We start from the raw sequence: 11830 nt of genomic DNA, 5'->3' as shown, positions 1-11830 counted from the left end.
ATGCCAGCAGGGTACTGATTTTACAGCAGACCGCAACGTCGTTTGCTGCGCTCCTCCGCCTGTCGGTACAGGGCAAACTCATCCTCCACCGGGCAGCCCAGCGCCGTCTCAAAGGCTTCGCGGCTGGCATTCCCGTGGCTGCGCGCCTGCGTTTCGTTGCCCAGATTAGACTGAAAAATGCCCGCCGCGCTGACCGGTAAAAAATCTTCATAAATAATCGGCTGGGCGACCACCCACCCGCGCTCAATCAGCGGCTGCGGATCGTCCCCCGGGCGAAACGCCTGGCGATGCGCCTCGCCGGCGGGCGTCAGGCGGTAGCGAAACCAGGCCAACCCCTGCTGACGGAGCAGAAATTCGCTGTCGGGGAATTCGCGGAATACCTCCTGCAGATGCAGCTGATGGCTGAGATTGTCCTTTCCTGTCCCTGCCGCCTGCAGCAGTCGGTCGTACAGTGCGCGTCCTTTTGGCGTTAGCGCAATGCCGCGTTGCTCAATTTCGCCAAAGCGGGCGCTGTGGGTGCCTTTATGCTCACCGGCGAACATCACCGGCTCCTCAAGCGCCTTAAAGCTGGTCTGCCGCAGGAGGATCGGGACCTCCCGGCGCGGTGGCCCTTCAATCAGCGCTTTGGGTTCAATACCACACTCGGGCATCAGGGCCTGGGCGCGGTCAATATCCAGCGTCCGCGGCGTGAGGTGATTGATATGGCATCCCGGAAAGCAGACCACATCGGCAATCAGGCGGTGCTCGCGATGCAGAGCATGGTAGGTCTCCTCATCGACGGTGGCATGCCGGTGCCAGCGGAAGGTCTCCAGCGCCTCCTGCACAAACTCGCGCGCGTCGGCAGAGGTGAATTCGCCCTCAGCTTCATACTGCGCAATCAGCGCCAGACAGCGGGGGGTAAAGATTTTGCGCCGGGCAAGGATGGCCTCGGCCCGCTCGCGCAGGGCGCGATTTTCAATCAGCTCCAGGCGCAGCAGCGAGGTGAAAACCCGAAACGGATTGCGCGCCAGCGCGGCATCGTCGATGGGACGAAAGGCCGTGGAATGGACCGGCACGCCGGCCTGTGAGAGATCGTAATAGCTGACGGGATACATCCCCATGATGGCAAACATGCGACGCAGCGTCGCCAGTTCCTCCGCTGTGCCCACGCGGATTGCGCCGTGGCGCTCCACGTTTAAGCGCGCCAGCTCGTCGGCATTGGCCAGTTGTTCATGCAGCTGCGGATTATTTTCCAGTACCGCGAGATTGACGTCAGCCACCAGCTCCAGCAGCGTCCCGTATTGCGGAACTTCCTGCTGGTACATAGCCGACATGGCCTGCGAAAACTGCTCCCGAATCTCATCAGCCGTGATGGTGTTCGCCATGATGTGTTACCTCCAGTGAATACTTCCTGGAGTGTAGGAAAGCTGCCTCCTGGCGGGGGGAAGAATTTACAAACTGTGATGGCGATAACCTGCTTCCGCTAGCAGTCATTGCACAAAACATAACCCACGGTTATGAAAAACACCCGGTAATTTCACTTTAAATTAACAATACATTTACACACACTGTTTCTGGCGACATTACAACAACATGCCCCTCTACCGTCTACACGGAGTACCCGATGAACGACAAATGGTCCCCGCGCGAGGTTATCCATCGCGATTACAGTAGCCACCCGCCCGCTTACGCGCCGGGCTATAAAACCAGCGTCCTGCGCTCACCGAAGAATGCCCTGATCTCCCTGCAGAACTCATTGTCAGAGATCACCGGGCCGGTCTTTAGCCGTGACGATCTGGGCCCTCTGGATAACGATCTTATCCTTAATTACGCCAAAGAAGGCCTGCCGATTGGCGAGCGGATCATTGTGCACGGTTACGTGCGCGATGGTTTTGGCCGACCGATGAAAAACACCCTGGTGGAAGTCTGGCAGGCCAATGCCGGCGGCCGCTACCGACATAAAAAAGATCAGTATCTGGCCCCGATTGACCCGAACTTCGGCGGCTGCGGCCGGGTGCTGACCGATGAAAACGGCTATTACTGTTTTCGCACTATCAAGCCCGGCCCCTACCCGTGGCGTAACCAGGCCAGCGACTGGCGTCCGGCGCATATTCATTTCTCGCTCTCGGGTGAAGCCTGGGCGCAGCGCCTGATCACTCAGATGTATTTCGAAGGCGATCCGCTGATCAAACAGTGTCCGATCGTCCGAACCATTAATAATGACGACGCCGTGCGCACGCTGATCGCCGAGCTGGACATGCACGCCGCCGTACCGCTGGATTGTCTGGCCTACCGCTTTGACCTTGTTCTGCGCGGCCATCGCGCCACGCTGTTTGAAAATCGCACTCAGGGGGCCGCCCGATGAAAGAGTATCTGCCTGAAACCGCCTCGCAGACGGCGGGACCCTATGTTCATATCGGTCTGGCGCCTGACGCCGCGGGCTTTCATATTTTTGAGAAAAACTTTGGCCCGGTCCTCACCACCGCGGATACCACCGGGGAGCGGATCACCATTGAAGGCCGGGTTATCGACGGCTCCGGAACACCGGTCCGTGATGTGCTGCTGGAGATCTGGCAGGCCAACGCCGCAGGACGCTATAACCATCCTGACGACCGTCAGCAGCAGAAAGCTGTCGACCCGGGCTTCCGCGGCTGGGGGCGTACCTGCTCTGATTTCACCTCCGGCGTCTGGCGCTTTGACACCATTAAGCCGGGCCCGGTTGTCGGCCGCGATGGCCGCCTGATGGCGCCGCACGTCAACCTGTGGGTGGTCGCCCGGGGGATCAACATCGGCCTGAACACACGGATGTATTTCGCCGATGAACATGAGGCCAACGCCAGCGACCCGGTGCTGAATCTGATCGAGTGGGAAGTGAGACGCAAAACCTTAATCGCCGAACGCGAGGTTCGTGGTTCGGAAGTGGTCTATCGCTTCGATATTTATCTGCAGGGCGAAAACGAAACCGTCTTTTTCGATATCTAGCGGCCACGCCGATAAACGCCTTCCCCTCGTCCTGCGGGGGGAAGGCGTTTTAAACCGTGGGGAAAGATCTTGTAATGTAATCAGGTCAAATGTTAATAATATTTTGCTATCTGGTTATCAAATTTAAACAAGGCCGCTTGTCTCTTTCACCGCTGTGTTTTTAACATCATCTACTATGGAAAAAAATGGTCTCTTCAGTCAGCGCATTCGCTTGCGCCATCTACACACCTTCGTGGCCGTCGCTCAACAGGGAACGCTGGGGCGCGCGGCTGAAACTTTAAATCTGAGCCAGCCTGCACTCTCGAAAACGCTTAACGAGCTTGAACAGCTAACCGGTACCCGGCTGTTCGAGCGGGGCCGCCTGGGGGCGCAACTCACCCTGGTCGGCGAACAGTTTCTGACTCATGCCGTTAAGGTACTTGATGCCCTTAACTCAGCGGGTCAGGCGCTGAACCGTAAAGAGGGGCTGAATAACGACATTGTGCGTATCGGCGCGCTGCCTACCGCCGCGCTGGGGATCCTGCCAACGGTGATCGGCCAGTTCCATAAGCAGCAAAAAGACATCACGCTGCAGGTCGCCACCATGAACAACACCATGCTGCTGGCGGGGTTAAAATCCGGGGAGATCGATATCGGTATCGGACGCATGTCCGACCCGGATCTGATGAGTGGACTCAACTATGAACTGCTGTTCCTCGAATCCCTGAAACTGGTGGTTCGCCCGGGACACCCCCTGCTTCAGGAGACCGTGACCCTGAGCCGGGTAATGGAGTGGCCCGTCGTCGTTTCGCCGAAGGGCACCGTACCGCGGCAAAACGCCGAAACGCTGCTCCAGAGCCAGGGCTGTAAAATGCCCGCGGGCTGTATCGAGACCCTCTCGGCTTCGCTGTCACGCCAGCTGACGGTCGATTTTGACTATGTGTGGTTCGTACCTTCCGGGGCGGTGAAAGACGATCTTCGCCGGGGTGTGCTGAGCGCCCTGCCGATTGCCACCCAGGGCGCCGGAGAGCCCATCGGCATTCTGACCCGCGTCGATGCGACGCTCACGCCAGGTACGCAAACCTTGCTCAGCGCCATCCGCAAGTCAATGCCTGCCTGACCCCGCTTTCTCCCCGGTAGCCCTGCCGGGGAGCCTACGTACGTCGATGTGGTGCGACGGACGGCGCAACACATTTAGCAAAATAATCATTTAGTGCGAAATCATTCATTAACAATTGCGTAAATTTCTTTAACAGATCTATCATATCGCGATTTCACCAAATGGTTCATTTGAAATCACATCAAGCAATAAACCTGCGTTTATGAAGGTACAAACCTCTTCATTCAAAAATAAAACAGAAAACACCTGTTTCATTTGGTTCATGATGAAGTGGCGGGAGTGGTTAAGGAGATTACATGGCAACTGGCAACGCGCCGCGCGGATTCCCCCGGATCCTGCAGTGGCTTCTCGCCGGACTGATGCTCATCATCGGTCTGGCTGTGGGTATTCTTGGGGCAAAACTGGCCCTCGTCGGCGGTACACTGTACTTCGCGCTGATGGGCGTGGTCATGGTCATCGCGGCGGTGTTGATTTTCCGCAACCGCCGCGGCGGTATTCTGTTATACGCCGTGGCGTTTATCGCCTCGGTGATCTGGGCGATTAGTGACGCTGGCTGGAGCTACTGGCCGCTCTTCTCGCGCCTGTTTGCGCTCGGCGTCCTGGCCTTCCTTGCCGCCCTGGTCTGGCCTTTCTTCGCCACCCCACCGGCGAAAAAAGGCCCGGCATATGGCGTCGCCGCCGTTCTCGCCGTGGCGCTGGCGGTGAGCTTTGGCTGGATGTTCAAATCCGAACCACTGGTTAGCGCCACTGAAGCGGTGCCAGTGAAGCCCGTCGCGCCGGGCGAACAGCAGAAAAACTGGGCGCACTGGGGTAACACCACCCACGGCGACCGTTTCGCCGCGCTGGACCAAATCAACAAACAGAACGTCAACCAGTTGCAGGTGGCCTGGGTGGCGCATACTGGCGATATCCCGCAGAGCAATGGCTCCGGGGCGGAAGATCAAAACACCCCGCTGCAGATTGGCGATACTCTGTACGTCTGCACCCCTTACAGCAAAGTGCTGGCGCTGGATGTGGACAGCGGAAAAGAGAAATGGCGTTATGACTCCAAATCCTCTTCGCCCAACTGGCAGCGCTGCCGCGGCTTAGGCTATTACGAAGAGAGCCAGGCGCAAACCGCGCCAGCGTCAGGCACGCAGCCTGCCGCCTGTTCCCGTCGTCTGTTCCTGCCGACGATCGACGCCCGCCTGATCGCCATTGATGCCGATACCGGCAAACTGTGCGAAAGCTTCGGCGATGGCGGTATTGTCGACCTCAGCGTCGGCATGGGTGAAGTGAAAGCGGGCTACTATCAGCAGACCTCCACCCCGCTGGTAGCGGGCAATGTGGTAGTGGTGGGCGGTCGCGTCGCGGATAACTACTCCACCGGCGAACCGCCGGGCGTGGTCCGCGCGTTTGACGTCCACACCGGCAAACTGGCGTGGGCGTGGGATCCCGGCAATCCAGCGCTGACCGGTGTTCCGCCGGAAGGCCAGACCTATACGCGCGGTACGCCAAACGTCTGGTCGGCGATGTCCTACGACGCGAAGCTGAATCTGATCTATCTGCCAACCGGCAACGCCACGCCAGATTTCTTTGGCGGCGAACGTACCGCGCTGGACGATAAATACAGCTCCTCTATCGTGGCTGTGGATGCCACCACCGGCCAGGTGCGCTGGCACTTCCAGACCACGCACCACGATCTGTGGGACTTTGACCTGCCGTCTCAGCCGCTGCTGTACGATCTGCCTGACGGCAAGGGTGGTACCACCCCGGTGCTGGTGCAGACCAGCAAGCAGGGCATGATCTTTATGCTCAACCGCGAGACCGGCGAGCCAGTGGCCAAAGTGGAAGAGCGTCCGGTACCGGCGGGCAACGTCAAAGGTGAACGCTACTCTCCGACGCAACCTTACTCGGTAGGGATGCCGATGATCGGCAACCAGACGTTGACCGAATCCGATATGTGGGGGGCGACACCGATCGACCTGCTGCTGTGCCGTATTCAGTTCAAAGAGATGCGCCATCAGGGCGTCTTTACCCCGCCAGGAGAAGACCGTTCCCTGCAGTTCCCGGGCTCGCTCGGCGGCATGAACTGGGGCAGCGTTTCGGTGGATCCGAACAACAGCCTGATGTTCGTCAACGATATGCGTCTGGGTCTCGCCAACTATATGGTGCCGCGCGCGAAGGTGGCGAAAGACGCCAGCGGGATCGAGATGGGCATCGTGCCGATGGAAGGTACGCCGTTTGGCGCCATGCGCGAACGTTTCCTGTCGCCGCTGGGCATTCCGTGCCAGAAACCGCCGTTCGGCACCATGTCCGCGGTGGATCTGAAAACCGGGAAACTGGTGTGGCAGGTACCGGTTGGCACCGTAGAAGATACCGGGCCGCTGGGGATCCGGATGCACATGCCCATTCCGATCGGCATGCCGACCCTTGGCGCGTCGCTGTCGACGCAGTCCGGACTGCTGTTCTTCGCCGGTACCCAGGATTTCTACCTGCGCGCCTTTGATACCGCGAACGGGAAAGAGATCTGGAAATCGCGTCTGCCGGTCGGTAGCCAGTCCGGCCCGATGACCTACGTCTCACCGAAAACCGGTAAGCAGTACATTATTATCAATGCTGGCGGCGCCCGTCAGTCACCGGATCGCGGCGATTACATCATCGCCTACGCGCTCCCGGATCATCACTGATCGACCTAAGCAAAAGGGCCCATCCGGGCCCTTTTTTTATCGGTGACGATACGCCATCAGCGTTAGCGATTACTGGTCGCCAAAGTGGATCACGGTGCGAATCGATTTGCCTTCATGCATCAGATCAAAGGCCTCGTTAATCTGCTCCAGCGGCAGGCGATGGGTAATAAACGGGTCGAGGCGAATTTTACCAGCCATGGCGTCCTCCACCATTCCCGGCAGCTGACTGCGCCCTTTCACGCCGCCGAAGGCGGAACCGCGCCACACGCGGCCGGTCACCAGCTGGAACGGACGGGTCTTGATCTCCTGGCCCGCACCGGCTACACCGATGATCACGCTCTCACCCCAGCCTTTATGGCAGCACTCCAGCGCGGCGCGCATCACGTTGACATTGCCGATGCACTCGAAGCTGAAATCCACCCCGCCGTCGGTCAACTCGACAATCACATCCTGAATCGGCTTATCGTAGTCGTTCGGGTTGATAAAGTCGGTTGCGCCCATCTCTTTTGCCAGGGTGAACTTATCCGGATTGGTATCGACCGCCAGAATGCGTCCGGCCTGCGCCTGCACCGCGCCCTGGATCACCGCGAGACCAATGCCGCCTAAACCAAAGACCGCGACGCTATCCCCGGGCTTGACCTTCGCCGTGTTGTGCACCGCGCCGATACCGGTGGTGACACCGCAGCCCAGCAGGCACACTTTATCCAGCGGCGCCTGCGGATTGACTTTCGCCAGCGAGATCTCGGCGCAAACCGTATATTCGCTGAAGGTGCTGGTGCCCATATAGTGATAAATCGGTTCGCCGTTATAGGAGAAACGGGTGGTGCCGTCCGGCATCAACCCTTTGCCCTGGGTGGCGCGCACCGCCTGACAGAGATTGGTTTTACCCGACTTACAGAACTTGCACTCGCCGCATTCGGCGGTATACAGCGGGATCACGTGGTCGCCCGGCTTAAGGCTGGTAACGCCCTCGCCCACTTCCACGACAACCCCGCCGCCTTCATGGCCCAGTACCGCCGGGAAAACACCCTCTGGATCGTCGCCGGAGAGGGTAAAGGCATCGGTGTGACACACGCCGGTGTGGGTGATTTTCACCAGAACTTCGCCTTTCTTCGGCGGCGCGACGTCAATCTCAACGATTTTTAACGGCTGGCCAGGACCAAAGGCAACTGCTGCGCGTGATTTCATAACTGTCTCTTCCTCGTCGTGATGTTATTTTAAATAGGATCGTAGCAGATGACCGACCTCTGCCATTCTCGCGGCCCGCTGGTCCGGGGTGGTCTCGCCGCTAACCAGCTCGTCCTGCAGGTGGATCTCCACCATTTCGCCCATCAGGCCATTTGCCGCACCGCGAATCGAGGCAATCTGCTGCAGGATTGTCATGCAGGGTTCGCCGGACTCCAGCGCGCGCTCGAGGGCCTCGACCTGGCCGCGGATGCGGCGTACGCGACTGAGCGCCCGTTTTTTATCTTCAGGTGAATGTGGCACGATTACGCCTCCGTATCATATAGGGGGGTATACTATATTTTATTACCCATAAAGGCAAAAAAAACCCCGTCGCGGGACGGGGTCAGGCAAAAAGGGTAACGATCATTTAGCGCTTACGAGGCATCATCCGCAGCAGGGTATTATCTTTCCACCAGTAATGATGGACCAGCGCGGCAAGGGCATGCAGGCCAATGACGAAGTACCCGGCGTTGGCTAACCATTCATGGATCGCCTTCAGGGTATCCACCCGCTCAAAATCGCTCTGTGGGGCATACGGCATGGTCAGGCCAAAGGCGTACCAGGGATTTCCGCGCCAGTACATCATCACCATCCCGATCAGCGGCAAGGCAATAAATAGCAGATAGATAACCAGATGGCCGAGATGAGCAAAACCGGTCATCATCGGCGACGGTTTCGGCACGATCGGCGGCGCTGGCGACTTCAGCCGCACCAGCAAACGCGCCACCATCAGCGCGCAGATGGTGATCCCGCAGGAGACATGAATCATATTAATCAGCGGCCGGTCACTACGGGGAAAAAATCCACGTAGCTCCATTGCCGCATAAGCCACCACCACCAGCAAAAAGACCAACCAGTGAATACCGATCTGCAGCCCCGAATATTTATCGCGCATGGAATTTCCTTAATGGAAAGAGTGATATCGCCAACATAGCGGCCTTCTCTTAAATTTTCATTAACCTTTACGTTGAATTAACAATTGATTACCGCATTGCGCCGACCCGGGAAGGCGCAGCATGCCCCGACGTGCTGAAGCGAACAGGCAACCGGCAGTCGGTACGCTATTACAAAATTAAACAGTTTTGTCACCTTCCACCGCCCTGTCCTTCTCTATAGTAGAGAGCATCTGTCGAGCCACGTTGCGCATGGAGATGAGAATGAAGAAAATCGGCTTACCGCTATTGTTGCTGGCGTCGCTGGCTGTCCCGGCTTTCGCTGCGGACTGCCAGCCTAACGGCATTGGCGGATCATTTTGCATAAACGATGATGGCACCACCACCGACACGGTACCGAATGAAGTGAATGGTATGGATACTTACTCAAACAATGGCGGGTATACCAGCTCCCTGCCCGATCAGTCGGGGGCCGATGAAGCGCTGGAAGGCTCGACGATGTCGACGCAACAGGATACGGTCGCCAGCAGCGGCCAGGGTGATAGCGCGCTGGCTGGCCGCGACTGGCATGCACCGTCCAATCTCAATGATGGCGCCGCCACCTCCAGCATGAGTCTGCTGGATAAACCCTGAGATCGGATGCTAAGCGAGACTCCAGCCTGCGGCGCCGATAGCGACGGCGAACAGCAGGCAGGCCAGCGCCGTTTTGCGTAACAGCATGGTATAGAATGAAATCGCAACGCCAATAAAGACCACAATCAGAATCGGCCACATGCTTAATAGCAGCAGCAGAAAACCCTCAATATTGTTATGGATTACGCTCTCCACATCCGCATCCTTGCCTCATCGTCGATAAAGTAAGCAGAATTTAATATGTAACATGAATACATTCAAATAAAATATAAATGCAAATGATTATGCACAGCATTCTGCGGCGGACGGAGGCTCGCCTGTCGCGGCGTCCTGGGGGTGCCATCAGGAGCCGCCACGAAAAGAGACGTCAGGATGGTTCCAGGACCACTTAGTGGTACGCTCGTACTCTTGCAGGGATCGCGCTCCCCTTCAGACCTTCATTCGCCGCTGATATCCGACACTACGCGCCGGCGATGGCAGTCGCCTGGTTGCAGTTTATCCCCCTGAGCGGAACGCACATCCAGATACTGAAGCGGCTGACCGTGTTCGTTATCCAGCAGGACAGAATAGGTTTCCCCCTGATCAAACATATAACGCTCTCCCCATTGCCGCATCGCCACAACAATGGGAAACACAGATCTCCCCTTTTCAGTCAGGACGTATTCCTTGTAGGCGCTGCCATCCGATGCCGGTAAAATCGCGAAAATACCGATATCGACCAGGTGCTTCAGCCGCGAGGCAAGGATATTTTTGGCCAGCCCTAGATTCTTTTGAAACTCGCTGAATCGCCGCACATCGTCAAATGCCTCGCGAATAATCATCAGGCACCAGCGTTCTCCAATTGATTCCAGCGTTCTTGCCACCGGACATTCACTGGTTCTGAGTGATTCCTGTTTCGCCATCTGCGTGCTCTCCGTCTATCAGTCTGCTGTTGCCAGCTTAATCTCCCCTCGTAGCAGTTGCAAAAGAAAACCACTATGGCTAGTTTTATAAGCATACTAGTTTTAAAAAGCAACCAGAGTGCAGGCCTCTTATGAAATGCAAGGCAAGTTTGTGTACCGAGCACAAGATCCCGACCGCGTCCGCCCCTGTCACGATGCTGACCGCGGGGATAACGGCGCTGTTTTCATTGACCTGCGCGCTGGCGGTAGCCAACGTTTATTCAGCTCAGCCTTTACTCGACTCGATGGCGGTCAGCCTGAAGGTGTCGCCCGGTATGATTGGCAGCGTCGTCACGGCAACGCAGGCGGGCTATGCCATTGGTTTGCTGTTCCTGGTTCCGCTCGGGGACTGGTTGAACCGTAAATACGTGGTGTTGACTCAGCTGTTGCTGTCAGTGGCGGCGTTAGTCGTGGCAGGGTTATCCCCTAATATCGCGATCCTGCTGGGTGCCATGCTGATCGTCGGGCTGATGGCCGTGGTGGTGCAGTTGATGGTGGCGTGGGTGGCGATACTGGCGACGCCGCAGAAACGAGGCCAGGCGGTAGGTACCCTGACCAGCGGCATTGTTTCAGGCATTCTGTTATCTCGTTTTATATCAGGGGCGATCGCTGATATCGCCGGCTGGCGAGCCGTTTATCTCACGGCTGCCTGTCTGATGTTGTTGATTGCCGGCGTCGTCTGGAAAGTCATGCCTTCGCCCCCGCCGCAGCCGCAAAAGCCCACTTATCTATCCTTACTGAAGTCAGTTTTTCAGCTGTATCTCACTGAACCGCAACTGAGAAAGCGCGGGATCCTGGCGCTGCTGATCTTCGCCGCTTTCAGCATGCTGTGGACGACCATGGTCATGCCGCTCACCGCTCTTTCCCTGTCGCACACCCAGACAGGGATGTTTGGCTTAGCCGGCATCGCTGGCGTGCTGGCCGCCTCAAGGGCGGGCAGATGGGCTGACCAGGGATGGGCGCAGCGCACGACCGGCCTGGCGCTGGCGCTGCTGGCGCTCTCCTGGCTGCCTATCGCCTGTGCCGAAACCTCTCTGCTCTGGCTGATAGCGGGCGTTATCGCACTGGACTTTGCGGTGCAGGCCGTTCATGTCACCAACCAGAGTCTGATTATTGCCGCCAGGCCTGCAGCGGCAAGCCGCCTGGTTGGGGCTTACATGTGTTTTTATTCGCTGGGCAGCGCGGCAGGCGCTATCGTCGCCACCCAGCTCTATTCTCACTGGGGATGGCAGGCGGTTTGCCTTGCCGGCGCCGCGGTCAGCGCCTGTGCTTTTCTGGTCTGGTCAGGATCGCGTCAATCATGAACGTCGTGCTCGCTGTAAAATGGCGCAGCGAAAAAGAGCGGAAAAGTGACCAGAGAAGCCCCAGCTGTTTGTATCGAATGGATTTTTTCAATGCTTTTAAACA

General features: G+C 57.7%; 12 protein-coding genes. 6 read left to right on the top strand and 6 right to left on the bottom strand.

The genetic code is table 11. The features are described 5' to 3' along the window. Window positions 1–20: 20 nt before the first annotated feature. Window positions 21–1364 carry a 2-oxoadipate dioxygenase/decarboxylase HglS gene (gene hglS, locus SP68_RS11470; protein ID WP_008804661.1) on the bottom strand — a complete coding sequence of 448 codons (1344 nt, stop codon included), beginning with the start codon at window positions 1362–1364 and terminating at the stop codon, window positions 21–23. A gap of 239 nt (window positions 1365–1603) precedes the next feature. Here hglS and pcaH point away from each other — a divergent pair, with 239 nt between their 5' ends. The 4 genes from pcaH (at window position 1604) to SP68_RS11450 (ending at window position 6729) form a co-directional block, all read left to right on the top strand. After that, a complete protein-coding gene (gene pcaH / locus SP68_RS11465; RefSeq protein ID WP_008804660.1) occupies window positions 1604–2344 on the top strand; it encodes a protocatechuate 3,4-dioxygenase subunit beta in 741 nt (246 codons plus the stop codon). Beyond that, complete coding sequence (gene pcaG / locus SP68_RS11460) at window positions 2341–2961, top strand: protocatechuate 3,4-dioxygenase subunit alpha (protein ID WP_008804659.1); 621 nt, start codon at window positions 2341–2343, stop codon at window positions 2959–2961. Before pcaH ends, pcaG begins: the two co-directional genes overlap by 4 nt. Window positions 2962–3136: 175 nt before the next feature. Next, entirely contained in the window at window positions 3137–4060 is a 924-nt protein-coding gene (locus SP68_RS11455) for a LysR substrate-binding domain-containing protein (RefSeq protein WP_012541541.1), read from the top strand. Window positions 4061–4356: 296 nt separating this feature from the next. Beyond that, a complete protein-coding gene (locus SP68_RS11450; RefSeq protein ID WP_040968578.1) occupies window positions 4357–6729 on the top strand; it encodes a glucose/quinate/shikimate family membrane-bound PQQ-dependent dehydrogenase in 2373 nt (790 codons plus the stop codon). A gap of 69 nt (window positions 6730–6798) precedes the next feature. Here the strand turns inward: SP68_RS11450 and SP68_RS11445 are convergent, their stop codons facing one another. From SP68_RS11445 to cybB, 3 genes are all read right to left on the bottom strand, one after another. Then, window positions 6799–7917, bottom strand: coding sequence for an S-(hydroxymethyl)glutathione dehydrogenase/class III alcohol dehydrogenase (locus tag SP68_RS11445; RefSeq protein ID WP_012968056.1), 1119 nt, complete (start codon window positions 7915–7917; stop codon window positions 6799–6801). A 24-nt stretch (window positions 7918–7941) separates the two neighbouring features. Next, on the bottom strand, window positions 7942–8217 hold the full coding sequence (locus tag SP68_RS11440) for a metal/formaldehyde-sensitive transcriptional repressor (protein ID WP_004101746.1): 276 nt from the start codon (window positions 8215–8217) through the stop codon (window positions 7942–7944). Window positions 8218–8323: 106 nt separating this feature from the next. Continuing rightward, window positions 8324–8851 (bottom strand): cytochrome b561, encoded by a 528-nt coding sequence (gene cybB, locus SP68_RS11435; RefSeq protein WP_008804655.1) that lies wholly within the window; start codon window positions 8849–8851, stop codon window positions 8324–8326. Window positions 8852–9113: 262 nt separating this feature from the next. Between cybB and SP68_RS11430 the strand changes: the two genes are divergently transcribed. Then, window positions 9114–9482, top strand: coding sequence for a hypothetical protein (locus SP68_RS11430; protein WP_012968055.1), 369 nt, complete (start codon window positions 9114–9116; stop codon window positions 9480–9482). Window positions 9483–9491: 9 nt separating this feature from the next. Here the strand turns inward: SP68_RS11430 and SP68_RS11425 are convergent, their stop codons facing one another. Together SP68_RS11425 and SP68_RS11420 are read right to left on the bottom strand one after the other, a co-directional pair. Beyond that, window positions 9492–9677 (bottom strand): hypothetical protein, encoded by a 186-nt coding sequence (locus SP68_RS11425; RefSeq protein WP_008804653.1) that lies wholly within the window; start codon window positions 9675–9677, stop codon window positions 9492–9494. Window positions 9678–9919: 242 nt separating this feature from the next. Beyond that, window positions 9920–10303 (bottom strand): winged helix-turn-helix transcriptional regulator, encoded by a 384-nt coding sequence (locus SP68_RS11420; RefSeq protein ID WP_229531811.1) that lies wholly within the window; start codon window positions 10301–10303, stop codon window positions 9920–9922. A gap of 275 nt (window positions 10304–10578) precedes the next feature. Here SP68_RS11420 and SP68_RS11415 point away from each other — a divergent pair, with 275 nt between their 5' ends. Further along, a complete protein-coding gene (locus SP68_RS11415; protein ID WP_032746760.1) occupies window positions 10579–11727 on the top strand; it encodes an MFS transporter in 1149 nt (382 codons plus the stop codon). Window positions 11728–11830: the final 103 nt, after the last annotated feature.

The organism is Klebsiella variicola (assembly GCF_000828055.2).
GTDB lineage: Bacteria > Pseudomonadota > Gammaproteobacteria > Enterobacterales > Enterobacteriaceae > Klebsiella > Klebsiella variicola.
The sequence above is the reverse complement of the archived record's forward strand: the minus strand, read 5'-3'. Positions and strand labels throughout refer to the sequence as shown.

What these genes read in the sequence shown, in the direction of transcription:
- SP68_RS11445 (WP_012968056.1), bottom strand. Translation starts at nt 7,917, where the DNA reads ATGAAATCACGCGCAGCAGTTGCCTTTGGTCCTGGCCAGCCGTTAAAA.
- SP68_RS11430 (WP_012968055.1), top strand. Translation starts at nt 9,114, where the DNA reads ATGAAGAAAATCGGCTTACCGCTATTGTTGCTGGCGTCGCTGGCTGTC.
- hglS (WP_008804661.1), bottom strand. Translation starts at nt 1,364, where the DNA reads ATGGCGAACACCATCACGGCTGATGAGATTCGGGAGCAGTTTTCGCAG.
- SP68_RS11455 (WP_012541541.1), top strand. Translation starts at nt 3,137, where the DNA reads ATGGAAAAAAATGGTCTCTTCAGTCAGCGCATTCGCTTGCGCCATCTA.
- pcaH (WP_008804660.1), top strand. Translation starts at nt 1,604, where the DNA reads ATGAACGACAAATGGTCCCCGCGCGAGGTTATCCATCGCGATTACAGT.
- SP68_RS11450 (WP_040968578.1), top strand. Translation starts at nt 4,357, where the DNA reads ATGGCAACTGGCAACGCGCCGCGCGGATTCCCCCGGATCCTGCAGTGG.
- SP68_RS11420 (WP_229531811.1), bottom strand. Translation starts at nt 10,303, where the DNA reads ATGATTATTCGCGAGGCATTTGACGATGTGCGGCGATTCAGCGAGTTT.
- cybB (WP_008804655.1), bottom strand. Translation starts at nt 8,851, where the DNA reads ATGCGCGATAAATATTCGGGGCTGCAGATCGGTATTCACTGGTTGGTC.
- pcaG (WP_008804659.1), top strand. Translation starts at nt 2,341, where the DNA reads ATGAAAGAGTATCTGCCTGAAACCGCCTCGCAGACGGCGGGACCCTAT.
- SP68_RS11415 (WP_032746760.1), top strand. Translation starts at nt 10,579, where the DNA reads ATGCTGACCGCGGGGATAACGGCGCTGTTTTCATTGACCTGCGCGCTG.